The organism is Bradyrhizobium sp. USDA3010 (assembly GCF_056429065.1).
The window spans coordinates 134087-158443 of record NZ_JBWJZD010000019.1 but is presented as its reverse complement, the minus strand read 5'-3'; the positions used below and the strand labels follow the sequence as shown (position 1 = coordinate 158443).

20 protein-coding genes are annotated in these 24357 nt (G+C 65.4%); 10 read left to right on the top strand and 10 right to left on the bottom strand.

Annotated features, from left to right (window positions below; genetic code table 11):
• Nucleotides 1-149: 149 nt before the first annotated feature.
• The gene (locus tag AC066Y_RS26405; RefSeq protein WP_173640404.1) at nucleotides 150-1013 is read right to left on the bottom strand and encodes a LysR family transcriptional regulator; all 864 of its coding nucleotides are present in this window, start codon (nucleotides 1011-1013) and stop codon (nucleotides 150-152) included.
• A 98-nt stretch (nucleotides 1014-1111) separates the two neighbouring features.
• Between AC066Y_RS26405 and AC066Y_RS26400 the strand changes: the two genes are divergently transcribed.
• From AC066Y_RS26400 to AC066Y_RS26390, 3 genes are read left to right on the top strand one after another with little or no spacing between them, the layout of a single operon-like run.
• Nucleotides 1112-2053 carry a DMT family transporter gene (locus AC066Y_RS26400; RefSeq protein WP_478276406.1) on the top strand — a complete coding sequence of 314 codons (942 nt, stop codon included), beginning with the start codon at nucleotides 1112-1114 and terminating at the stop codon, nucleotides 2051-2053.
• Nucleotides 2050-2814, top strand: coding sequence for an MBL fold metallo-hydrolase (locus tag AC066Y_RS26395; protein WP_478276405.1), 765 nt, complete (start codon nucleotides 2050-2052; stop codon nucleotides 2812-2814). The genes AC066Y_RS26400 and AC066Y_RS26395 overlap by 4 nt, the downstream gene beginning before the upstream one ends.
• Before the next feature lie 58 nt (nucleotides 2815-2872).
• On the top strand, nucleotides 2873-4204 hold the full coding sequence (locus AC066Y_RS26390; protein ID WP_478276404.1) for an NRAMP family divalent metal transporter: 1332 nt from the start codon (nucleotides 2873-2875) through the stop codon (nucleotides 4202-4204).
• Nucleotides 4205-4213: 9 nt separating this feature from the next.
• Here the strand turns inward: AC066Y_RS26390 and AC066Y_RS26385 are convergent, their stop codons facing one another.
• Nucleotides 4214-4696 carry an Lrp/AsnC family transcriptional regulator gene (locus tag AC066Y_RS26385; RefSeq protein ID WP_478276403.1) on the bottom strand — a complete coding sequence of 161 codons (483 nt, stop codon included), beginning with the start codon at nucleotides 4694-4696 and terminating at the stop codon, nucleotides 4214-4216.
• 147 nt (nucleotides 4697-4843) lie between these two features.
• Between AC066Y_RS26385 and AC066Y_RS26380 the strand changes: the two genes are divergently transcribed.
• Nucleotides 4844-6154: an aspartate aminotransferase family protein gene (locus AC066Y_RS26380; protein WP_478276402.1), complete on the top strand. Its 1311-nt coding sequence runs from the start codon at nucleotides 4844-4846 to the stop codon at nucleotides 6152-6154.
• Between the two features lies 1 nt (nucleotide 6155).
• On the opposite strand, the gene AC066Y_RS26375 is transcribed toward AC066Y_RS26380, so the two are convergent.
• The 5 genes from AC066Y_RS26375 to AC066Y_RS26355 form a co-directional block, all read right to left on the bottom strand.
• On the bottom strand, nucleotides 6156-6935 hold the full coding sequence (locus tag AC066Y_RS26375; RefSeq protein ID WP_478276401.1) for a TIGR02186 family protein: 780 nt from the start codon (nucleotides 6933-6935) through the stop codon (nucleotides 6156-6158).
• Entirely contained in the window at nucleotides 6932-7861 is a 930-nt protein-coding gene (locus AC066Y_RS26370; RefSeq protein ID WP_478276400.1) for a sulfite exporter TauE/SafE family protein, read from the bottom strand. The genes AC066Y_RS26375 and AC066Y_RS26370 overlap by 4 nt, the downstream gene beginning before the upstream one ends.
• Nucleotides 7862-8181: 320 nt before the next feature.
• Nucleotides 8182-9039 (bottom strand): COG3904 family protein, encoded by an 858-nt coding sequence (locus AC066Y_RS26365; protein ID WP_478276399.1) that lies wholly within the window; start codon nucleotides 9037-9039, stop codon nucleotides 8182-8184.
• A gap of 227 nt (nucleotides 9040-9266) precedes the next feature.
• Nucleotides 9267-12860: a tetratricopeptide repeat protein gene (locus AC066Y_RS26360; RefSeq protein WP_478276398.1), complete on the bottom strand. Its 3594-nt coding sequence runs from the start codon at nucleotides 12858-12860 to the stop codon at nucleotides 9267-9269.
• 278 nt (nucleotides 12861-13138) lie between these two features.
• Complete coding sequence (locus tag AC066Y_RS26355) at nucleotides 13139-13726, bottom strand: PadR family transcriptional regulator (RefSeq protein ID WP_478276397.1); 588 nt, start codon at nucleotides 13724-13726, stop codon at nucleotides 13139-13141.
• A gap of 164 nt (nucleotides 13727-13890) precedes the next feature.
• On the opposite strand from AC066Y_RS26355, the gene AC066Y_RS26350 reads away from it, so the two are divergent.
• From AC066Y_RS26350 to AC066Y_RS26335, 4 genes are all read left to right on the top strand, one after another.
• A complete protein-coding gene (locus AC066Y_RS26350) occupies nucleotides 13891-14307 on the top strand; it encodes a nuclear transport factor 2 family protein (RefSeq protein WP_478276396.1) in 417 nt (138 codons plus the stop codon).
• 108 nt (nucleotides 14308-14415) lie between these two features.
• Nucleotides 14416-16203: an acyl-CoA dehydrogenase C-terminal domain-containing protein gene (locus tag AC066Y_RS26345; RefSeq protein WP_478276395.1), complete on the top strand. Its 1788-nt coding sequence runs from the start codon at nucleotides 14416-14418 to the stop codon at nucleotides 16201-16203.
• Nucleotides 16204-16341: 138 nt separating this feature from the next.
• On the top strand, nucleotides 16342-17550 hold the full coding sequence (locus AC066Y_RS26340; protein WP_478276394.1) for an acetyl-CoA C-acetyltransferase: 1209 nt from the start codon (nucleotides 16342-16344) through the stop codon (nucleotides 17548-17550).
• A gap of 154 nt (nucleotides 17551-17704) precedes the next feature.
• Entirely contained in the window at nucleotides 17705-19918 is a 2214-nt protein-coding gene (locus AC066Y_RS26335) for a 3-hydroxyacyl-CoA dehydrogenase NAD-binding domain-containing protein (protein WP_478276393.1), read from the top strand.
• A 526-nt stretch (nucleotides 19919-20444) separates the two neighbouring features.
• On the opposite strand, the gene AC066Y_RS26330 is transcribed toward AC066Y_RS26335, so the two are convergent.
• From AC066Y_RS26330 to gstA, 3 genes are all read right to left on the bottom strand, one after another.
• Nucleotides 20445-20753 (bottom strand): hypothetical protein, encoded by a 309-nt coding sequence (locus AC066Y_RS26330; protein WP_478276392.1) that lies wholly within the window; start codon nucleotides 20751-20753, stop codon nucleotides 20445-20447.
• A gap of 169 nt (nucleotides 20754-20922) precedes the next feature.
• Nucleotides 20923-21204 (bottom strand): hypothetical protein, encoded by a 282-nt coding sequence (locus tag AC066Y_RS26325; protein WP_478276391.1) that lies wholly within the window; start codon nucleotides 21202-21204, stop codon nucleotides 20923-20925.
• 320 nt (nucleotides 21205-21524) lie between these two features.
• Nucleotides 21525-22142, bottom strand: a complete 618-nt coding sequence (gene gstA, locus AC066Y_RS26320; RefSeq protein ID WP_478276390.1) for a glutathione transferase GstA — start codon at nucleotides 22140-22142, stop codon at nucleotides 21525-21527.
• Between the two features lie 130 nt (nucleotides 22143-22272).
• Here gstA and AC066Y_RS26315 point away from each other — a divergent pair, with 130 nt between their 5' ends.
• Both AC066Y_RS26315 and AC066Y_RS26310 read left to right on the top strand, forming a co-directional pair.
• Nucleotides 22273-22797: a MarR family winged helix-turn-helix transcriptional regulator gene (locus AC066Y_RS26315; protein ID WP_092119179.1), complete on the top strand. Its 525-nt coding sequence runs from the start codon at nucleotides 22273-22275 to the stop codon at nucleotides 22795-22797.
• A 93-nt stretch (nucleotides 22798-22890) separates the two neighbouring features.
• Nucleotides 22891-24261, top strand: coding sequence for a glutamate--cysteine ligase (locus AC066Y_RS26310; protein WP_478276389.1), 1371 nt, complete (start codon nucleotides 22891-22893; stop codon nucleotides 24259-24261).
• The last annotated feature ends 96 nt before the right edge of the window (nucleotides 24262-24357 follow it).

Here is a 24357-nt window from a genome sequence, read left to right as displayed (position 1 = left end):
TGGAACAACGGACGGGGCGCCGCGCTGAGGTTCGGGCTTCGATGCCCTGGGATGAAGCGGTCTCCCGTCCGTCACCGCGCCGGCCATTCTAGCCGATCCGGCGATTCGAGACTTACAAGGATGACGGGATGGAGAGTGTAGCATCGCCGCTACGCCGCCTTCGCCTGCACGCTTTCGCAATACTCAGCCAGCCGATCCGCAAGCCGCAGCGTCGCGGGGCTGGCTTCGGGGGCGGCGATGAGGGCGACTTCGGTCCGTTCGATCGGCGCAAAGCCGTCTTTTGCCGTCAGCACGCGATGTTCGGCCTGGATCGACATTTCGGATAAGATGCTGAGCCCGAGGCCTGCGGCGACCGCGGCCTGGATGCCGGCGAGGCTGGAGGAAGTGTAGGCCATGTGCCAGTTGCGGCCGGCGCTCTCCAGCGCATGGATGGCGCGGGCGCGATAGAGACAGCCGGAAGCGAAGCCGATCAGCGGCACCGAGCCGGTCGCCGTGTCGCGCGGATGGCTCTTGCTGGTGACCCAGTGCACCCGTTCCGGCCACACCGCGATGCCGCCCTTCTCATCGGCGGCGCGCTTGATCAGCGCGAGATCGAGATCGCCGCGCTCCAGATCGCGGTACAGGAACAGGCTCTGGCCGGAGCGCACGTCGAGCCGCAGATTCGGATGGCTGCGCGCGAAGGTCGCCAGCAGCTTGGTCAGCCGGTAGGCCGCAAAATCCTCGGTGATGCCGATCCGGATCGCGCCTTCGCTGCCGGGGCGCGAGAGCACGTCGCGGGCCTCTTCCGCGAGCGACAGCAGCCGCCGCGCATAGGTCAGCAGCCGCTCGCCGGCCTCCGTCGGGGTGACGTCCTTGCCGCTGCGGATCAAGAGCGCCTGGCCGACATCCTCCTCCAGGCGCTTGATCTGCTGGCTCACCGTCGATTGCGTGCGGTGGACGCGCTCGCCGGCGCGAGTGAAGCCGCCGGCGTCGACCACCGAGACGAAACTGCGCAGCAGCTCCAGGTCGAGCATCGCAGCCTCCATCCATAAATCCACTGGATGTCAGTCTATCATTTAATTTCCAAATGACAAGGCGTGGGCCTAGATCATCGGGCGAAGGAGAATTTGCCATGTCCTCTGCAAGCTCGCCCGCCGCAACCTCGATGTCCGTCCCTCGCGCCCGCTTCAACACCCTGCCACTGCTGATCGCCCTGTTCTGCCTGCTCTGGAGCTACGCCTTCGTCGCCGGCAAGATCGGCGTCACCGATTGCCCGCCGCTGATCCTGCTCGCCGCGCGATTTTCGCTTGCCGGAGTGCTGATCCTCGGCATCTCCTTGCTGCGCCGGGATCAATGGGATCTCACCTGGCGCGACGCGGCAGTTTTCGCCGTGCTCGGCGTCGCCAACAACGCGCTCTATCTTGGCCTTGGCTATACCGGCCTGAAGACGGTCTCCGCCGGCCTCGGCGCGCTGATCGTCTCGGCCAATCCGGTATTCACCGCCATGCTGGCCGCGCTGTTCCTCGGCGAGACCATGACCTTGCGCAAGGTAACTGGTCTCGTGCTCGGCATCGTCGGCGTCGCCTTCATCGTCTGGCATCGCATGAAGGTCGGCACCGACAGCCCGCACGGCATCCTGTTTACATTGGCTTCGCTCGCCTCGATCGTCGCCGGCACCGTCCTGTTCAAGCTGCTGGCGCCGAAGGGCAGCCTGTGGATCGGCAACGGCATCCAGAACATCGCCGGCGGCCTTGCGGTGATGCCGTTCGCCTTCACGCTCTCCAGCGTCGGCGACATCGTGCCCAGCATGCGGCTCGCCGGCGCCTTCGCCTTCCTCGTGCTCGGCGGTTCGATCCTCGCCTATCTGCTCTGGTTTCATCTCCTGAAAGTGTGTGGCGCGACCGCGGCAAGCGCCTATCACTTCCTGATGCCGCCGCTCGGCATGCTGTTCGCCTATCTCGTGCTCGGCGAGCATGTCGAATTTCGCGACCTGCTCGGGATCATTCCGGTCGCACTCGGCATTTACCTGGTGACCCGCCCCGCCGCGGCTTCGCCCAAGAGGAGTGTGACGTGAGCATCACCATCACCCTGATCGGAGGCCCGACCGCCCTGATCGAGATCGACGGGTTCCGCCTGCTCACCGATCCGACCTTCGATGCGCCCGGCGACTATCAACTGCCGCACGTGAAACTGGAGAAGCTGACGGGCCCCGCGCTCAGCGCGCGCGACGTCGGCGAGATCGATGCGGTGCTGCTGAGCCACGATCAGCATTCCGACAATCTCGACCATTCCGGACGGGATTTTCTCAAAGAGGCGAAGCGCGTGCTGACGACGGAGGCCGGCGCCAAACGGCTCGGCGGCAACGCCGAGGGTTTTGCGCCCTGGATCTCGACCACCCTGACGAAGGGCGGCCGGACGCTCACCGTCACCGCGACGCCGGCGCGGCACGGGCCCGCGGGCATCGAGCCGTTGTCCGGCGACGTCGTCGGCTTCGTCTTGGAGCCGGCGAAGCCCGGCCGTCCGGTCTATGTCAGCGGCGACACCACCTGGTTCGACGGTGTTGCCGAGGTCGCGCGGCGCTTTGCTTGCGGCGTGGTGCTGCCGTTCGCGGGCGCGGCGCAAACCCGCGGCCCGTTCCATCTCACCATGGATACCAACGACACCATCGAGACCGCGCGCGCCTTTGCGGACGCGGTCATCGTGCCCGTTCATACCGATGGCTGGGCGCATTTCCGGCAGGACGCGAGTGACCTGCGCGCGAGCTTCGATACGCTCGGCTTCGGCCGCCGTCTGCGCATCCTCGCGCCCGGCGTCGCCACGGTCATCGAGGCCTAGGTTTCATCCCAGGAACCTTGGCGGTATCCGGTCCGTTGTCAGACGGCTGGAACCGGACATGACGCGGCAAGAGACGATCTCGCAACACGACAAGGATCAAGATGCGCCGGCGGCGAAGCCGCGGCGCGAGCCGTTCAGCTTCAAGCGCGTCGTGAAGTCGCTCGGCCCGGGCCTGATCACCGGCGCCTCCGACGACGATCCGTCGGGCATCGGCACCTACAGCCAGGCCGGCGCACAACTCGGCTACGGCATCGGCTGGACCATGCTGCTGACGTTCCCGCTGATGACCGCAATCCAGGAGATCTCCGCGCGGGTCGGCCGTGTCACCGGGCATGGCATAGCGGGCAATGTCTGCCGGCATTATCCGCGCTGGCTGCTGGTCATCGTGGTGACGCTGCTGTTCATCGCCAACACCGTCAACATCGCCGCCGACCTGTCGGCCATGGCGGACGCGACCAGGCTCCTGATCGGCGGTCCGGCCGTCCTCTACGTCGTGCTGTTCGGCGTGACCTCGGTCGCCGCTCAGATCTTCATGAACTACCGCCGCTATGTTGCCGTCCTGAAATGGCTGACGCTCAGCCTGTTCGCCTATGTCGCGGCGCTGGCATTCGCCAAGGTGTCGTGGATGCAGGCGCTGGCTGGCGTGCTGGTTCCGCGCCTGACCTGGAGCTCCGATTATTTCACCACCATCGTGGCGATCTTCGGCACGACCATCTCGCCCTATCTGTTCTTCTGGCAAGCCTCGCAGGAGGCGGAGGAGCAGCGGGTCGACGTCACCAAGCATCCGTTGATCGACAAGCACTACGGCGCACGGAAGGAGTTCTCCCGCATCCGCGCCGATACGGTCACCGGCATGGCGTTTTCCAATCTGATCGCGCTGTCGATCATCGTTACCGCTGCGGCCACGCTGCACGCCGCCGGCAAGACCGACATCCAGACCTCGGCGCAGGCCGCCGAAGCGTTGCGCCCGATCGCCGGGCCGTTTGCCGAGGTGGTCTTCGCGCTCGGCATCGTCGGCACGGGCCTGCTGGCGATCCCGGTGCTCGCAGGCGCGACCGCCTACGCCGTCGGCGAGGGCAGGCGATGGCCAGTCGGACTGGCGCGCAAGCCGAAGGAGGCGATGGCGTTCTATTCGGTGCTGGCGCTGTCGGGCGGCATCGGCATCGCGCTCAACTTCACGCCGATCGATCCGATCTCGGCGCTGTACTGGAGCGCGGTCGTCAACGGCGTGCTCGCCGTGCCCGTGATGGTGCTGCTGATGGTCATGGCCCGCCACAAGGCGGTGATGGGACGTTTCGTTGTCGGCGGGTGGCTCTATCGGCTCGGCTGGCTTTCGACCGGCGCGATGGCGCTCAGCGTGATCGCGATGGGGGTCGGGGTGCTTGTTTGATCCTTGGGATCAGAACAGCGAGCTATCGATCTTTGTCGTCGATTTCACCTTCCGCAGGATGATGGTCGTGCGGTAGCTCGCGATATCGGTGTCCGGGTGCATCAGGCGGTCGAGGATGAACGATTGATAGCTTGCGAGATCTGAGGACACGACCCGCAGCGAGTAATCCCAGTCGCCGGCGATCATGCAGCATTCGACGACCTCCGGAAGGCCGATCACCTTCTTCTCGAAGCGCGCGAAGGATTCCCTGTTCTGTTGCTTGAGGCGGACTTCGACGATCACGTCGAACCCAAGTCCAATTCGCGCAGGGTCGACCAATGCCACATAGGAATTGATGATGCCGGTCTCTTCCAGGGTCCGGACGCGCCTCATGCAGGGGGCGGACGAGAGGCCGATCCGTTCGGCCAGCTCGAGATTGGTGATGCGGCCCTCGACCTGCAGCACGTCGAGGATCTTCCGGTCCATCTCGTCGATCACGATCGTGGTTCCCATTTCTTTCGCATTTGCCGTCTTTTGCGCAATTTATCGCAGAAGAGTGGACAAAATGCATCTCAAATCGCAATGTCATTGCTGTGTCGGGTGCATAAGATGCGCTGCAAAGGTCGTTCATCGCGGCGACCGAGCAGCAAGGAAACGGGCATGGCTGGAAATAACGACAAATCCTTCTGGGATCGCGCGCGGCGTCACCTCATTCGCTATGGCGGGACGTTCGCTCCTGTCATCATCGAGCGCGCTTCCGGCTCCTTCGTCTATGACGCCGACGGCCGCGCCATCCTGGATTTCACGTCCGGGCAGATGAGCGCGGTGCTTGGCCACGGTCACCCCGAGATCGTCCAGACCATCAGCGAGCATGCCGAGCGGCTCGATCATCTGTTCAGCGGCATGCTGACGCGCCCGGTCGTCGCGCTTGCCGAAAAGCTCGCGGAGCTTTTGCCGCCGGGGCTCGATCGCGTCATGCTGCTGAGCACGGGCGGCGAGTCGAACGAGGCGGCCATCAAGATGGCCAAGCTCGCCACCGGCGGCTTCGAGACCGTTGCGTTCGCGCAATCCTGGCATGGCATGACATCGGGCGCGGCCGGGGCGACCTATTCGGCCGGCCGCAAGGGCTATGGTCCCGCGCCGGTCGGCTCGCTCGCGATCCCGACGCCGAGCCTCTATCGCCCGCGCTTCGGCAATGCGGCCGATTGGCGGGCCGAGCTGGCCTACGCTTTCGATCTCATCGACCGCCAATCGACCGGCTCGCTTGCCTGCATGATCGCCGAGCCGGTCCTGAGCTCCGGCGGGCTGATCGATCTGCCGGAGGGCTATCTCGCCGCGCTGAAGGAATTGTGCCGCGCGCGCGGCATGCTGCTGATCGTCGACGAGGCACAGACCGGCCTCGGGCGAACCGGCGCCATGTTCGCCTTCGAGCGCGACGGCATCGTGCCTGATATCCTGACCCTGTCGAAGACGCTCGGCGCCGGGCTGCCCTTGGCCGCGGTGGTCACGTCAGCCGAAATCGAGGAGCGCTGTCACGAACGGGGCTTCCTGTTCTACACGACGCATGTGTCGGATCCGATGCCGGCGGCGGTCGGGCTGAAGGTCATCGAGATCATCCTCCGCGACCGACTGGTCGAGCGCGCGGGGATCGCGGGCGCGCGGCTGAGGGACGGGCTGCTCGCCCTTCAGAACCGGTTCGAATGTATCGGAGACGTGCGCGGCAGGGGGCTGATGCAAGGCATCGAGGTCGTGCGCGACCGCCTCAGCAAGGAGCCCGACGAAGCGCTCGGATCGCTTGTATCGCAGCGCTGTATGGAGCTTGGACTGAGCACCAACATCGTGCAGTTGCCCGGCATGGGCAGCGTCTTCCGCATCGCTCCGCCGCTGACGATCAGCGATGACGAGATTGATCTTGGCCTCTCGATCCTGAGCGATGCGTTCGAAAGCTCGTTGCAGCGGAAGGGTCGCTAAATCAATCCTTCCGGAACACGATCGAGGCCATCCAGCCGGTCATCAGCGCCATGAACGCGGTGACGAGCCCGTAGACCAGGCCGTTCTGCCGCGCGGTCGTGGCGACGAACTGCTCGAAGCCGACCTTGACGATCTCGAAGGCGGTCTCGGTCTTGGTCACCAGCGCACCGTCGGAAAACAGCTTGATCTCGACATTGTAGGTGCCGATCGGCACCTCCGCCGGCAGCGGAATGCCGGTACGAAACAAAGTCGGTGTCAGGAACGTCACCGCCGAGGTCGCCTCGCGGTACAGCCCGTGCTCGGAGCGCAGCCGGACGAAGGCGCTGCGGAAGGGATCGTTCGGCACCACGTCGGCAAAGTCGGGCCCGACCCGCTGCATCAAGAGCACGTTGTTGAGGCCGAGCTGTTGCCGCCGCTGCACCTCCGGCGAGGCGATCTGGTCGAACGGACGATTGGAGAAAAGGGCGAGATAGCCCGGCACCTGCAGGAACTGGCGCGAGTCGGTATTGATCCAGATCCCGAATTTGCGTTCCTTGCGCCGCGTCACCATGTCGGCGCGCGGACCGGCCACCGTGACGACGAGATCGTAATTGCCGCGATTGGACGGTGTCTTGTCGTCCTGCTCGACCGAGCCGAACAGCACGAGCTCGCCGCCGGAATAGTTCGGCGTCACAGTGACGCGGTGGTTGGAGACCGACACGATCAGCCGCTCGGCGCGCGCGGGTGCGGCCAACAGGCTGGCAGCGAGGCCGATGATCGCAAGCGCCGCGCGCAGCCTCATGGCGGGGCTCCGCCGGTTTCGCGGATGCTGAACAGGTCCTGCGGCCGGATCACCAGCTCGACCGCAAAGCGGATGCCGACCGCGAGCACGAGCAGGCCGAGCAAGAGGCGCAGATGCTCGCCGCGGATCTTCTGGCCGGCGCGGGCGCCGAACTGCGCGCCGGTGACGCCGCCGATCATCAGGATCAGCGCCAGCACGGCGTCGACCAGATGGTTGGTGACCGCGTGCAGCATGGTCGCGAACACCATGGTGACGAGGGTGAGCACCATCGAGGTGCCGATCACGGTCGAGGTCGGCACCCGCAGCACATAGATCATCAGCGGCACCAGGATGAAGCCGCCACCGATGCCCATCACCGCGCCGATGAAGCCGATCACGAGCCCGACCACGACGACCGGGATGACCGAGAGGTAGATCTTGGAGCGCTTGAAGCGCAGCTTCAGCGGCAGGCCGTGGATCCAGCCATGGCTGCCGGGCTTGCGCAGCGTGACCGGGCCGCCGCGCCGTGAACGCAGCATCGCGCGCAGGCCTTCCCAGAACATCAGCCCGCCGACCGTGCTCAGCAGGATGACGTAGGACAGCGCGATCATCAGGTCGAGCTGGCCGAGCGAGCGCAGGAAAGTGAAGGTCCACACCCCAAGCGCGGTGCCGATCGTGCCTCCGACCAGCAGCACCGCCGCCAGCAGCGGGTCGATCGCGCGCCGGCGCCAATAGGAGATCGCGCCGGAGAATGAGGAAGCCGCGATGTGGCTTGCCACCGAGGCAACCGCGACCGCGGGCGCGATGCCGACGAAGATCAGCAGCGGGGTCATCAGGAAGCCGCCGCCGATCCCGAACATGCCGGAGACGAATCCAACCGCCGCGCCCATCGCCAGGATGAGGAAGACATTGACCGGAATGTCGGCGATCGGGAGGTAGAGCTGCACGCGCGTCGCTTCTTGTCGGTTCGCCACGTGCTGGGGCGCAAGGCCGCATCACGGCGTGATGTCGTTCTGGTCGGGCATTCTCCGGCTGAACGAATCCGGTCGGCGCGCAAGAAGCAGGCGAACGCGGGTCGATTGCCGCGTTCTTGCATAACCGAAATCGGCGAGGGGAGGGACTAAAGATTCCGCCTCGGGTGGCATTTTTCGCCGCACGTGGCCCCTCGGTGCGGACGTGGTTGATAATTCAGATTAATGACGCGGGTGTCGGCTGGTTTGAGCATGATCTTTTCGGAAAACCGCTCCGCACTTTTCCGGATTATGCTTTAGGGCCGATCGACCGGCCTGGTAATCAGGTTCAGCGCGAGCGCCTCCTTCGGGCTCAGCCAGCGGATATCCGAGGTCTGCGACATCGCTTCCACGATCCCGGAGGAGACGCCCATCTTGGTCATGTAGCCCAGCACCATGCCCTGGATGCGTTGCGCCTCGGCGAGGGGATCGCTGACCGGTGCGCTGGTCGTGAAGCGATGCACGCCGAGCCGCGAGCCCGCGATGCCATAGCGGGTCTGGCCGCCGGCATAGACCAGCACACAGGCGCTGGCACAGGCCGCGGGGCGCAGCTTGCCCGATGCGTCTGATGTAGCGACGGCGGTGACGAGCCCATGTGTGCGGATGACCTCGCCCATGATCGCCGCCTGGTTCAACGCACCGCCCTGCGACGACAGCAGCACGGCATCGCCTGGTGCAAGACGGGCCTCGCTGAGCCGATCGCGGAACCAGCTCGCGCTGGCCGAGCCGATCTTGCCGCTGATCGCAAGCGCACGCCGGCCGCGGCCCGACCCATCGATGTCGACATCGGGAATCACCGCCGAATTCATGCTCGCCGCGATGTAGGTCTCGCGCCAGAAGTCCCAGGCGCCCGGCTTCGACAGGTCGCGATAGGCCTGAATGGCGACGCTCGACAACAGCAGCACGAAGATGATGACGGACAAGAGCGAGAACCGGAACGTGCGGGGCGGCGATGCCACGTGCTCTTCTCTTTGCGGGGGTGAAGGCGGAGGAGAAGGCGGAGGCTTGGGAGGCGCGGCAAATGGCGACGGCGTCTGACGCGGCGGCGCGACGCGGGGGCCGGTCGGCGACGAACGATGGCCCGTTCCATCATCCTGACGATCGTCGACAGACAAGCCTGCCCCTCCGGAACGCGTGCGCCATTGGCGCGGGGTTTTGCGCCTGTCTACACGGCGGAAGGGCGGAGGGATAGGACAGCGGCGCCGTCAGGGCGCCGCGGAAGCTTTCAAATGAGTGCGATTAGAGCGTTTTCGAGCGAAGTGGACACCGGTTCGCGTGAAGAAAACGCGTCAAAACAAGAATCTAGAGCTTCGGTTCTGAGTCAATCAGAACCGAAAATGCTCTAGTGTGCGGCCAACGCCGCGGTCCGCTTCGACGGGGGCTTGACGGGCTTCGCCGCCGCGGGCTGCACCGGCGCGCCGTCCCAGCCGCCGGCCGGGGCCGGCACGTTGACCGCATCGCTTGGCTGCGGCTCGGGGGTAAAGGTCTGGATCGCAAGCTTCGCTGCGGCCAGCGACTGCGGGTCGAGCCGCTTGGCGATATCGTCGCGCTTGTGGCCGGCGTCGGCGTCGCCCTGCGCGGCGGCGAGGCTGAACCATTTGAAGGACTCGGCGAGGTTCTGTTCGACCCCGATGCCGCGGGCATAGAGGATGCCGAGGTTGACCTGGCTGTCGGCGACGCCGCGATCGGCGGCCTTGCGGAACCACTGCGCCGCGCTCTTGTAGTCGGCGCCCTTGCCGCCGCCATCGGCGTCAAGCACGGCGAGGTTATGCATCGCCTTGGCGTTGCCGCGCTCGGCGGCCTGCACGTAGTAGCGCCGCGCGACATCGAAATCGCGCTTCACGCTGAGGCCCTTCTCGTAGAAGGTGCCGAGCCGGAACATCGCGGGCACCACGCCGGCCTGTGCCGCGCGGCCATACCATTTGGCCGCCTCGTCGACATTGGCGGGCACGCCCTTGCCCTCGGCAAAGCGGACGCCGACCTCATAGGCCGCGGCCGCATCGCCCTTGATCGCAGCCGTGCGCAGCGCCGGACCGCCGATCGCGTCGGGCAGCTTCTCGCCCGCAGGGATCTGGATCGTGCCGAGCTTGCCGCCGAGCGGCGGCGCAGTCGGAATCGTGCCGGTGATATCGCTGGCGGCGGCGACCGGTGCCGCAGCCGGCTCCGGCGCCGCGGCGGGCGCGGGCGCCGATGGGATCGTCACCTGCGCGCTGTCGAGCGTATTCGGCGCCGCCGTGTTGTTGGACTGGCGGCCGAGCGGCGTCGGCGAGGTCATCGACGGTCCGGGCACTGACGGCCCGGGCACGCCGGACGGCGCAGCCGGTGCCGGGACGACAGAGTTCTCGGTGGGTGGCTGCGCGGGCGGTGCGGCCGGCTCGCTGTGCTCGATCGCCGGCGTCTGCGGTGCGGAGCTGGTGTCGAGCAGGTTCATCGCCATTTTGGCGGTCGAGAGCAGGATCACGACCACGCTCGCGCCGACCAGCAGAGAGCGGATCTTGGAGGTGATGGTCGAAGGCTGGGCCTCCGGCGCGCCAGTCGCCGGCGCACCAGTCGCGGGCACGCCGGCCTTGCCGGCAGCGGCCTTCGCGGCCTTGTCGGCCTTCTCCTTGGCCTTGGCGGCGGCCTTGCTCGCGGCGCGCGCGGCCTTGTCGTTGACGGGCTGCACGGCGGCGGCCTGCGCCGCGCGGCGCGCGGCGGCGATGAAGCTCGAGGTCGAGACCGGCTCCTTCTTGCCGGCGGGAAGATCGGAGATCGCGCGCTCGGAATCCGCGATCCGCTCCGACGGCGACGACGCGCGGCCCGAGGGGCGTGTGCCCGGCTCGAGCGGATGATCCGGCGGCAGATCCGGCGCAATCGCGGCGCGCGCGGAGGCGGCATGCGGCTCGAGGATCTCGCTGATCGCGCGCGGCGGCAGTGGCGGCGGCGCGGTCTCGACCGGCTGCGCGGCATGGAATTCGCGCGGCGCGGACATGAAGTGCTCCTGCGCCAGCGCAGGATTGGGCAATTCGGGCCGGTACGATTCAGGCCTGTACGATTCAGGCTTATATGATTCAGCCTTGTATGATTCAGGCTGCGCGGTCGGCTGCGGCATCGCCGCGCGCGGCATCTCCATCCGCGGGGCTTCCATCCGCGGTTCGGCCGGCGCGAGGGCCGGCGGCGGCGCGGTGCGCACCGTGCGCAGATCGTTCTCGATCATCGCCAGCCGATCGACGACATGGCCGAGCGTGTTGTGAACGGTCTCCAGCGAATCCTGGGTGCGGCGATCGGTTTCCGACTGGCTGAAGCGGATGTCGGAGAGTTCGCGCTTCACCAGGTCGACGATGCCGCTGTCCATCATCGGCTGCGGCGCGGAGGTATTGACGTTGTTGCGGGTGGCGTCGGCGAGCGAAGCGATATGGGCGTGCTGCGCTTCGAGGTGCCGCATGATGTCATGCAGCCCTTCCTCGACCCGGCCGAGATTGCCGGAGCGCTGGTCGGCGGACTCCAGGCGCTCGAGCAGATAGGAGACGCGCTGCTCGAGATGGGTGAACGCCGACGAGCTGTCGTTGCCGACCTGGAGGCGGTCGATCCGCTCCGACAGCGAGCGCAGGGCGCCCTCGATGGCGTCGGTATTGTCGTAGCCAGCGACCGGCCGCTCGCGAGTCTCCAGCGTCGAGGCCAATGCGGCGATGCGCTGCTCGATCCCGGCGAAGGCATCGACGTGGGATTCGGCGCGCGACATCTGCGACAGCTGGTCGACCTTCGCGGCCAGCGCATGCACGTCCCCGGAGAGCTGCAGCAGCGCGTCGTTGGAGGCGACATTGGAGACGATGGCGCGCAGCGCGGCGATCGCGCTCTCGAGCTGGTGCACCGTCGACGGATCGTCGTTGGCGCGCAGGATCATGTCGAGCTTGGCGCCGAGGTTGCGGATCGCCTCGTCATAGCCGGTGAGCTGCTCGGCGGGCGTCAGGGTGCGCAGCGCCTCGCGGATTTCCGCCAGCGCGCGTTCGATGCCGGTAATCACCTGGCCCTGGCCGTTGCTGCTGTCCTGGCGGATCTCGTCGATCCGGTGATGCAGCGAGCGGATCTCGTTCTCGATCGATTCGATCGCGCGGCGCGGCATCGCCTCGGTGATCGCCTGGCGGATTTCGGCAAGCTCGCCGCGGAAGGCCGCGATCGATTGCTCGATATGATCATGATCGGGCCGCTGCAGCGCCTCGATCTGGCTCGTGATCTTGAGCAGGTGCCGCTCGAGCGAGGAGAAGTCGGGCCCGGCCGGTGCAGCCGGCTGCGGTGCATAGGCGGCCATCGGCGGCGCCGATTGCGGCATCGGCTGAGCGTTGCGCGGCGGCATCTGCCGTTGCGCTGATCCGTCGAGCTCGTTCTGGCGTGCGGCGATTTCCGCGATCGCGGAATCGAACGACGCCGGGCTGAGCGGCGGCGAGGGGCGGTAAACCTGGGCTGCGGCGCGCTCGACCGCTTCCGCCTGGCGCAGCCTTTCCTCCAGTTGCCGGTCCTGCATCTGCGGCTCCCGCTGCATCTGCGTTTCACGCATCGGCTGGGGTTGCGGCTCGCGCGCCGGCTGCGGTCGCGAAATCTGCGACAGCCGCGCATCGAGGCGCGAAATTGCGTCGTTCAGCTGCCGTGCGACGGCGGGCTGGCCGCGCGGCACTTCGGCGCGCACGGCTTCGGCGCGCGACATTGGCTTTGCAATCTGTTCGATCTGGCGGGTGATCGCGTCGAGGCGCTGATGGATGTCAGCAACCTCGCGGCTTTCCCGGCTCGGCATCGGCTGCCGTTGCTCGGGCGCCGTGCGCCAATCCGGCGGGCTGGGTTCGCCGACGGTGGAGTTGAGCCAGTCGTTCAGTGACATGCCGGCGCGGCGCGCAGCCGCCTCGGCCCTGTCGCGGACGGAGGGATCGATGCCGTCAACACTCCACGATACGCGCGAATTCATGATTCCGTCCGGTCCCGACTCCGGCGCTACACCCTGCGCCCGCAGCCTCCCCGCGCATTCCCGTTAAGAGACAATCGAATTCTGCGCTGGTCGTCTGCTTCAGCTGCTGACTTTTTCCCGTCACGGTAAATAACGGGTTAAGGAATGCAGCCGGCGGGCCTTAAAGTTAGGGAATCCCGGAACCTGTTGCGCCGGATCAGGACACGCCTATCGCTTTCCGGCAAAGCGGATTCCGCGTCGCGTGTCGGCACGCGCAAAACATGACCTGAGATTTGTTTCTAGCCGTTGCCTTCGCGTTTGCCGTCGTCGAGCGGCAGCACATTGCCGCGACTTGACATCGCCGACAGCGCGTCGAGCGCCTCCTCGCACCATTCCACCACGACGCGCTCATGGCGCATCCCGATGCGAAGCCCGAGCATCTTGCCGACATCGGCCGGCGGTGCGGTGCCGTCGGGAAAGCGCTTGTTGAGCAGGCGCTCGTAGCGCTCATAGCGGTCGCGGTGATGCTCCAGCCGCGCCATCAGGTCGGTGCGCAGCGGCTCGATGTCGACGCAGTCGAGCGCGTAGAGCCGGACCAGCAGGTCGTCCTTGATCGAGGGCGGAACGCTGGGCCGCGCCGCCCAGTGCTTCAGCGCCGCGCGGCCCTCGGCCGTCAGGGTGTAGACCAGCTTGTTCGGCTTGCCGGATTGCACCACCTCGCGGCCCTGGACATGGCCCTTGTCGCGGAGCCGGGAGAGCTCGCGGTAGATCTGCTGATGGTCGGCCTTCCAGAAGAAGCCGATCGAGGCGTCGAACGTCTTGGCGAGCTCATAGCCCGTCATCGGACGTTCCGTGAGGCATGCGAGGATTGCGTCACCGAGTGCCAACGCCCACCTCCATCTCAGTTCCCAAGAAGGCCATTCTGAAGTTCGCTTGACTTTATGCGTTACTGTGCATATGCGTCAATATGCATATGGTGATCGGCGTGCCGCCTTGTCGCGCGCGGCCGATGTTCAGGCTTCTTAAACCCCCCGCCGCAGGAGACGTCCGCATGAGCAAGCCGGGCCTCGACAAGTGGTACGCCTACATGAAGTCCCACGACACCGCCGCATTGTGGGATCTGCTGCATCCCGACGCGGTGTTCGAAAGTCCGGTCGTGCACACGCCGCAGCGTGGCCGCGACATCACCTTCAAATATCTGACCAGCGCCGCCAAGGTGCTCGGCGGCCCGACCTTCAAGTATCTCGGCGAGTGGCGCAACGACACCGGCGCGGTGCTCGAATTCGAGAACGAGATCGAAGGCATCAAGCTCAACGGCGTCGACATCATCACGTTCGACCGTGACGGCCGGATCACGCATTTCAAGGTGATGGTGCGCCCGCTCAAGGCGATCAACCTGCTGCATCGGATGATGGGCGAGGAGTTGATGAAGCAGAGCGGCGCAACGTCGCAATCACAGTCTCGATAGCACCTGCCGCGGGCCTCCCGAACCGGATAAGGTCCGCTGCAACAAACCCAAGGACACGCTGCGCAGCATCGGTCGCACACGCGGCCACAAGCCAGCCGGGAGATCAGCATGCCGACCTACAAAGCCCCCGTCGAAGACGTCAGCTTCCTGTTGAACGACGTCTTCCAGATCGACCGCTACGGCAATCTTCCCGGCTTCACCGACGCGTCGGCCGATGTACGCGAGGCGATCCTCGGTGAGGCCGCCAAGCTCAGCGAGGAAGTGCTGCAGCCGCTCAATCGCACCGGCGATCTCGAAGGCTGCAAGCGCAATGACGACGGCAGCGTCACCACGCCGAAGGGCTTCAAGGAAGCCTTCAGGCAGGTCGCTGAAGGCGGTTGGCTCGGCCTGTCGGCGCCGGTTGAATTTGGCGGCCAGGGCCTGCCGGTGACGCTCTCGCAGGCGGTCAACGAATTCCAGATCTCCGCCAACATGGCGTTCTCGATGTATGGCGGGCTGACCATGGGTGCGACCGCCGCACTCCTGGTGCACGGCACCCCCGAGCAGAAGAAGACCTATGTGCCGAAGATGGTCGCCGGCGAGTGGACCGGCACCATGAACCTGACCGAGCCGCAGTGCGGCACCGATCTCGGCCTGCTCCGCACCAAGGCGGTGCGCCAGGCGGACGGCAGCTTCAAGATCACGGGCACCAAGATCTTCATCTCCGCCGGCGAGCACGACCTCACTGAGAACATCATCCATCTGGTGCTGGCCCGCATCGAAGGCGCGCCGGCGGGCATCAAGGGTGTCTCGCTGTTCGTCGTTCCCAAGGTGCTGGTCAATGCCGACGGCTCGCTCGGCCAGCGCAACGGCGTCACCTGCGGCTCGATCGAGCACAAGATGGGCATCCACGGCAATTCCACCTGTGTGATGAACTACGACAACGCCACCGGCTGGCTGATCGGCGAAGAGAACAAGGGCATGCAGGGCATGTTCGTGATGATGAACGAGGCTCGCCTCGGCGTCGCCGTGCAGGGCCTCGCGCAGTCCGAGGTCGCGTATCAGAACGCGGTCGCCTATGCGCGGGAGCGCCTGCAGGGCCGCTCGCTGACCGGCGTCAAGGCCGCCGACAAGCCGGCCGATCCGATCATCGTGCATCCCGACGTCCGCCGCACGCTGCTGACCATCCGTGCCTTCAACGAGGCGGCACGCGCCATGGTGGTGTGGACCGCGCTGAAGAGCGACGTTGCGCACCGCTCCAACGACCCGAAGGATCGCCAGGCGGCCGACGATCACATGGGCCTGATGACGCCGGTGCTGAAGGGTGTTCTGACCGACACCGGCTTCGCCAACACGGTCTCGGCGCAGCAGATGTTCGGCGGCCACGGCTATATCGCCGAGCACGGCATGGAGCAGTTCGTGCGCGATGCCCGCATCGCGATGATCTATGAGGGCGCCAACGGCATCCAGGCGCTCGACCTGGTCGGCCGCAAGCTGCCGCGCGACGGCGGCCGTGCCGCGATGGCGTTCTTCGGCGAGGTCGCGGCCTTCGCCAAGGAGCATGGCGGCGACGAGGCGATGAAGCCGTTCATTACCCCGCTCTCCACAGCTCTCGGCCATCTGCAGCAGGCCACCGGCTGGCTGATGCAGAACGCGCTGACCAAGCCCGACAACGCCGGCGCCGCAGCGACCGATTTCATGAAATTGTTCGGCCTCGTCGCGCTCGGCTATATGTGGGCGAAGATGGCCAAGGTGGCGCAGGACAAGGCCGCCGCCGGCGCCACGCCTTACCTCAACACCAAGCTCGTGACCGGCCGCTTTTTCATGGAGAGGCTGCTGCCGGAGACCGCCGTGCATCTGGCCCGGATCCAGAGCGGCAGCGCCACCACGATGGAATTGGCCGCGGAAGCGTTCTGAAGCGTTTTCCAGCGAAGTGGATACCGGTTCGCGTGAAGAAAACGCGTCAAACAAGAAAGCCTTGAAAATTACCGCCGCACCCCGTGCGGCGGCGCTTCCTTCCGTATATATTATGATCCTCATATCAAGGAGGGCGTCATGCCTGAGGCATACATCTACGATCACGTTCGTACCCCGCGCGGCCGCGGCAAAGCCGATGGCGCACTCCACGAGGTCACCGCGCTGGCGCTCGCCACGGTGCCGCTGAAGTCGCTCAAGGAGCGCAACAATCTGCCCGAGGACTCCGTCGACGACGTCATCCTCGGCGTGGTCGATCCGGTCGGCGAGGCCGGAAGCGACATCGCCCGCTTCGCCGCGCTGAAGGCCGGCCTCGGCGAGAAGGTACCCGGCGTGCAGATCAGCCGCTTCTGCGCCTCCGGCCTCGATGCCGTGAACTTCGCCGCGGCGCAGATCATGAGCGGCCAGCATGAGCTCGTGATCGGCGGCGGCGCGGAATCGATGAGCCGCGTCGGCATCGGCGCCTCTGGCGGCGCGTGGCCGATGGATCCCTCGATGGCGGTGCCGGCCTATTTCATGCCGCAGGGCATCTCGGCCGATCTGATCGCGACCAAATACGGTTTTTCGCGCGACGACGTCGACGCCTATGCCGTGCAGAGCCAGCAGCGTGCGGCCAAGGCCTGGGACGAGGGCCGCTTCAACAAGTCGGTGGTGCCGGTCAAGGACATCAACGGCCTGACTATCCTCGCCAAGGACGAGCACATGCGCCCGACCACGACGATGCAGTCGCTGGCGCAGCTGCAGCCGTCCTTCGCGGCGATGGCGGCGATGGCCGGCTTCGACGCAGTGGCGATCCAGTCGCATCCCGAGGTCGAGAAGGTCAATTACGTGCATCACGCCGGCAATTCCTCCGGCATCGTCGATGGCGCCGGCGCCGTGCTGCTCGGCAGCAAGGAGGCAGGCGCGAAACACGGCCTGAAGCCGCGTGCAAAAATCCGCGCGTTCGCCAATATCGGCTCGGAGCCTGCGATGATGCTGACCGGCCCGGTCGACGTCACCGAAAAGCTGTTCGAGCGTTCCGGCATGAAGAAGTCGGACATCGACCTGTTCGAGCTCAACGAGGCCTTCGCCTCGGTGGTGCTGCGCTACATCCAGGCGTTCGACATCGACAACGCCAAGATCAATGTCAATGGCGGCGCGATCGCGCTCGGCCATCCGTTAGGGGCGACCGGCGCGATGATCCTCGGCACCGTGCTCGACGAACTCGAGCGCACCAACAAGGAGACGGCGCTGGTGACGCTGTGCATCGGCGGCGGCATGGGCACCGCCACCATCATCGAGCGCGTGTAGCCGAGCAGGCAGTGCGTAGGGTGGGTTAGCCGAAGGCGTAACCCACCATGTCACCGCGAGAGAGCTGGTGGGTTACGCTTCGCTAACCCACCCTACGAGATCGAGACGCAACCGCCGCGCCTGAGATCGGCCGCTGGCACCGAGGGAGCAAAAGATGGCTTACAAGAATTTCAAGTTCGACGTTGACGCCGACGGCATTGCGCTCGTCACCTGGGACATCCCGGGCCGCTCGATGAACGTGTTCGATGAGGTCTCGACCCAGGAGATCGGCGAGATCATCAAGCAGACGACCAGCGATGCCGCGATCAAGGGCGTCGTGATCACCTCGGCCAAGGAGGCGTTCTGCGCCGGTGCTGACCTCTCGATGCTCGAGGGCATGAACCGCAGCTACGCGCAGCTCTTCAAGGAGAAGGGCGAGGAAGCCGCGAACCAGATGCTGTTCGAGCAGAGCCGCCAGATGTCGCAGTCGTTCCGCGCGATCGAGACCTCGGGCAAGCCGTGGGTCGCCGCGATCAACGGCCTCGCGCTCGGCGGCGGTTTCGAGATCACGCTGGCCTGCCACTACCGCGTCGCGGCCGAGAACCCCAAGACTCGCCTCGGCCTGCCCGAGATCAAGGTCGGCCTGTTTCCCGGCGCCGGCGGTACCCAGCGCGTGCCGCGCCTGGTGTCGCCGCAGGACGCGATGCAATTGCTGCTCAAGGGCGAGGCGGTCAATCTGACCCGCGCCAAGGCGCTCAATCTGATCCATGCCGTCGTGCCCTCGGCCGATCTGATCAAGGCCGCGAAGGACTGGATCAAGGGCGGCGGCAAGGCGGTCGCGCCGTGGGACGAGAAGGGCTTCAAGCTGCCCGGCGGCCCCGTCTTCTTCAAGATGGGCATGCAGATGTTCCCGGCCGGCAACGCGATCTATCGCCGCGAGACCTACGACAATTATCCGGCCGCGCGCGCCATCATGAGCTGCGTCTATGAAGGGCTGCAGTTGCCGATCGACGCCGCGTTGCGGGTCGAGTCGCGCTACTTCACGCAAATCCTGCGCTCGAAGGAAGCGGCGGCGATGATCCGCTCGTTGTTCCTGTCGATGCAGGAACTAAACAAGGGTGCGCGCCGCCCGGCGGGCGTGCCGCCGACCAAAGTGAAGAAGCTCGCCGTGATCGGCGCCGGCTTCATGGGCGCCAGCGTCGGCTATGTCTCGGCGCAGGCCGGCATCGACGTCGTGCTGGTCGATCGCGACCAGGACAGCGCCGACAAGGGCAAGGGCCACGCCAAGACCGTGGTCGACGGCCTGGTCGCGAAGGGCCGGATGAAGCAGGAGGCCGGTGATGCCATCCTCGCGCGCATCTCGGCAACTGCGGACTACAACGTGATCTCGGACTGCGACCTCGTCATCGAGGCCGTGTTCGAGGACCGCAAGGTCAAGGCCGACACCTATGCCAAGGCGCAACCGCTGCTGAAATCGGGCGCGATCTTCGCCTCCAACACTTCGACCCTGCCGATCAATTCGCTGGCCGAGGAATTCAAGGACCAGGGCAAGTTCATTGGCATCCACTTCTTCTCGCCGGTCGAGAAGATGATGCTGGTCGAGATCATCCTGGGCAAGAACACCAGCGACATCGCGCTGGCGACCGCGCTCGACTATGTCCGCGCCATCGGCAAGACGCCCATCGTGGTGAACGATTCCCGTGGCTTCTTCGCCAACCGCTGCGTGATGCGCTACATCTCCGAGGGCAATGAGATGCTGCTCGAAGGCGTGCCACCGGCGATGATCGAGAACACCGCCAAGATGGCGGGCATGCCGGTCGGACCGCTGTCGCTGCAGGACGAGGTCGCGCTCGATCTTGGCCTGAAGATCACCAGGGCGACCGAGGCCGATCTCGGCCCCAACGCGATCGACCAGGCGCAGAAGATGCTGATGGTCGAGATGGTCGAGAAGCAGGGCCGCTTTGGCCGCAAGAACGGCAAGGGCTTCTACGATTATCCGGAGAAGGGCAAGGGTCAGAAGAGCCTGTGGCCGGGGCTGGCCAATCTGCAGCCGAAGCAGCTCGATCCCGACACGCTCAGCGTCGAGGAATTGAAGCAGCGCTTCCTGGTGGTGCAGGCGGTGGAAGCCGCGCGCACCGTCGAGGATCACGTCATCACCGACGTACGCGAGGCGGATGTCGGCTCGATCCTCGGCTTCGGCTTCGCGCCGTTCACCGGCGGTGCGCTGTCCTACGTCGACTTCATGGGAACCAAGAATTTCGTCGCGCTCTGCCACGCCTTTGAGAAGAAATACGGTTCGCGCTTCACACCGCCGAAGCTGCTCGAGGAGATGGCGGCCAAGGGCGAGACCTTCTACGGCCGCTTCCCGCCGAAGAAGCAGGCGGCGTAAGCGCCGTCGTCGTTCAAAAACGCGATGAGATCGCGAGGTCTCTCCCTTCCCTCTCCCCGTTCTTGCGGGGAGAGGGTTGGGGTGAGGGGCCATCTCCGCGAGCTTGATGCAGCGAGTGCGCGCAGATTCCCCCTCACCCGGATTGCATCTGTCGATGCAATCCGACCTCTCCCCGCACACGGGGCGAGGTGATGCGGAGTCCGCTGCTCGACCTCAGCAAAGTCATCGAGCTCCAGGATCGCAAGGAATCAAGCCGGTCATCGATCCGACTTGATCCAGTTGCGTGACGGTCGCGCAGGTCAAAGTCCCGCCACGCTTGCTCCCCACTGGCACCATGCTGCTGGCATCACTCTTGCTCGTCGATCGCCAAAGATGACGATCAGGGTTGGGGTGTCCTGCAATGCGCTCTGTGCTCAAGGAAGTTGCCGCTGAGATCACCGGCAAGCATTCCGTCTCGCTCTCCCCGCCGCGACGAGGGAATCCGCTGCGCTTGCGGGGCAAGGGTCCTTCCTGGTTCGGCCTGGTGCTATTCTTTCTGGCCGTGGACCTTGTGCTCGCGGCGGCCGCGTGGAATGCCGTCGACTTCTTCCGCCATTGAGCCGTCATGGTCCGGCGAGAGCACAGCGCCGGTGAGATAGGCGATTTGGTTGAATGCGAGGCAGGCGACGACGATCGGGGCGCCAGTGGCAAAGGCATAGCCGTCGGATTGGAGCACGATTGCCGCGAGCACCGCGATCAGCGGCGACACCAGCATCAAGGTCCAAACCCGAAAGTACAAACTGGTTGCCAGCCCGACGAGCGCACTGGTCAACAAAAGCGTAAAGGCGATCGTCACATTTTTAGACCAGTTGGAGCGGAGGGCGCGCCTTAGGTCATAGTCGGTCAGTCGGATCGCTCGAACAAGGACAAGAACGCCCTCAGCCGGAAGTACACGACTTAGTCTTAATCGGTACAATGCGGATCAAATTCGATTTGTTCCAGCGCGTGCCGAAAGTTTGCACCGCTCATTTCTCCCTGAATGCGCGGTGCATCTGGTCGGCCAGCGGCTTCATCAGATAGGACAGGACAGAACCGTCCGCTCGCTGGTCGGGATGAAGACCTCGACCGGCATGCCCGGCAGCAAATGCGCGGTCGCGAGCTTGTTCAGCTCCGACCGCGGAATCGCAATGCGTGCAAGGAAGTAGGTCGGGGCCGACTTGTCGTCGTGCGACGTCGGCGCCTATCCGGCTGACCTCGCCCTCGATTTCGGGCGTGGTGCGCTGGTTGAAGTTGGTGAAGCGCAGCACCGCTGATGCGCCCAGCTTGACCTGATCGATATCTTGCGGCGCAACATGCGCGATCGATGCGGTGAGCTGGCCGCGCTCGCCGGGCAGCCGCGCCGAATCCCGTTGCGGCGCACTGAGGCGTGACAGCGAGACCAGGCGTTGCTCCCAGGCTGCTGCACGCCGGTCAGTTCGTTGGCGATCTGAAAATTGCAGAGAAAGGGCGAGACCGGCCGGAAATCGGCGTGCTGCACAGTGATGCTTGACGCGACCTCTTCGGTCGAGCGCAGAAAAGAGGGCCGGATCTTTGATCCGGCCCCTTCACGTCTGATGAAACCCAAAGCTCAGGCTGCCTTCAGCAGGCCTTCCTTCTTCAGCGCTTCCTGCACCTTCGGGCGCGCCGCGACGCGGGCCTTGTAGGCCATCACATTCGGCAGACGGGAGAGATCGAAACCGAGCCGATCGGTGGCCCACATGATCATCGTGAAGAGATAGCCGTCGGCGACCGTGAACTGGTTGCCCATCAGGTATTCGCGTCCGGCGAGCTGGCTCTCGACATATTTGAACTTGCCCATGGCGCGGTCCTTGAAGAAGGCCTTGGCGTCATCGGCGAGCACCGGCGAGAACATCGGGCCGAGATTCTTGTGCAGCTCGGTCGTGATGTAGTTCAGCCATTCGAGCAGCTTGTAGCGCTCGTTGGAATCCCGGGCGGGCGCCAGCTTCCTGTCAGCGACCCTGTCGGCGATCATCTGGATGATGATCGGCCCTTCGGTGACCATCTCGCCGGTATCCAGCGCCAGCGCGGGCACCTGGCCCTTGGGGTTCACTTGCAGGAAATCGTCGCCGTTTTCGAGCTTCTTGGCGCGCAGATCGACCTTGACCAGGTCGTAGGGCAGGCCGGCCTCGAGCAGGGCGATGTGGGGGGAGAGGGAGCAGGCACCGGGGGAGTAATAAAGCTTCATGGGGGTATTCCTTCCCTTGTTCTTGGCGTCCGGAGAGGGATTGCCTACATGCACCTGCATGAAATAGTCAAGATTGATGCAGATGCATTCAGTGCGGTACAGTCGGTGCCGGGACCTTATGGGCTAGACGATGAAACGCAAGCTATCGAGCGAGGCGACGGCCGCCTGGATCCGCCTGATGCGGGTGCCGAGCCGGGTGCTGGACTGCGTCGAGCAGGATTTGAAGAAGGCCGGCTTTCCGCCGCTCGCCTGGTATGACGCCTTGCTCGAGCTGTCGCGCGCGCCGTCGGGCGAGTTGCGCCCGGTCGAGCTCGAGCGGCAGATGCTGATCCCGCAATATTCGACCTCGCGGCTGATCGACAAGCTGGTCGACGAGGGGCTTGCCGCCCGGCGCGAATGCAAGATCGACAAGCGCGGCCAGTTCGTCGAGATCACCGAGGCCGGTCGCGAGCTCCAGAAGAAGATGTGGAGCGCCTATTCGGCCGCGATCGACAAGCATGTCGGCTCGAAACTGTCCGATGCCGACGCGGCCAGGCTGTGCGGTCTGCTCGACCGTCTGGGCTGCTCCTGCGGTGACGCCAAAGGTGACACCAAGGTCGATGCGAAGAGCGATACCAAGGCCGCGCCGGCGCGAGACGGCGTACCTGCCCGATGATATTCCTGACCCCATCATCCGCGGCCGTTGTGGCTCGCGGATGTCCCTGCCACCGCGCGCCTTCGATCGAAGCGCCCTTGAGTTGGATTTTCTATGGCGCGTGACCAGATCGACATGACGCCGCTGCAATCGCGCGACGAACTCGTGGCGTGGATTGAAGCCGGCGTGAAGCCCGAATCCGAATTCCGGATCGGTACCGAGCACGAGAAGACCCCGTTCACGCTCGAGGGCCATCATCCCGTGCCCTATGAAGGCGCAAAGGGCATCGGCGCGCTGCTCGAGGGCATGAAGCTCCTGCTCGGCTGGGAGCCGATCATGGAGCGCGGCAACATCATCGGGCTCTATGACGTCACCGGCGGCGGCGCGATTTCGCTCGAGCCGGGCGGGCAGTTCGAATTGTCGGGCGCGCCGGTCGAGACCGTGCATCAGACCCAGTCGGAGCTGATGGCGCATCTGGCACAGGTGCGGGAGATCGCAACCCCGCTCGGCATCGGCTTCCTCGGCCTCGGCATGACGCCGTCCTGGTCGCGGGCGCAGATCCCGGCGATGCCGAAGGGCCGCTACAAGATCATGAGAAATTACATGCCGAAGGTCGGCAAATACGGCCTCGACATGATGTTCCGGACCTGCACGGTGCAGACCAATCTCGACTTCTCCTCCGAAGCCGACATGGTGAAGAAGCTGCGGGTGTCGCTCGCGCTGCAGCCGATCGCGACCGCGCTGTTCGCCAACTCGCCCTTCACCGAAGGCAAGCCCAATGGCTTCCTGTCGTTCCGCTCCGAGATCTGGCGCGACACCGACAATGCGCGCAGCGGCATGATTCCGTTCGCGTTCGAGGACGGCATGGGCTTCGAGCGCTATGTCGATTACGCGCTCGACGTACCGATGTATTTCGTCAAGCGCGGCGAGGAATATATCGACGTCTCCGGCTCGTCGTTCCGCGATTTCTTCGCCGGCAAGAATGCCGCCTTGCCCGGCGAGCGTCCGACCCTGTCGGACTGGGCCAACCACCTGTCGACGATCTTCCCCGAGGTGCGGCTGAAGCGCTACCTCGAAATGCGCGGCGCCGACGGCGTGCCATGGGGCCGGCTGCCGGCGCTGCCGGCGTTCTGGGTCGGGCTGCTCTACGACAATGACAGCCTCGATGCCGCCTGGGACATCGTCCGGCACTGGACCGCGCCGGAGCGGCAGGCGCTGCGCGACGACGTGCCGCGTTTCGGCTTCAAGGCGCGGATCAAGGACCGCTATCTGTTCGAGATCGCCAAGGAATGCCTGGTCCTGTCGCATGCCGGATTGCGGCGGCGCGGCCGGATCGATCATCTCGGACGCGACGAGAGCCGCTTCCTCGAACCGCTCGAGCGCATCATCGAAACCGGCCGCTCGCCGGCGGAGGAGATGCTGGAGAAGTTCAACGGCCCGTGGAAGGGCTCGGTGGAACCGGCCTATCAGGAGTACGCCTTCTAGAGCGAGATGGGTTTGGGGCGAATCGGCTCGCCGAGGTTCTGATTCACCTCTCCCCGTCGGGGAGAGGTCGGATTGCGAAGCAATCCGGGTGAGGGC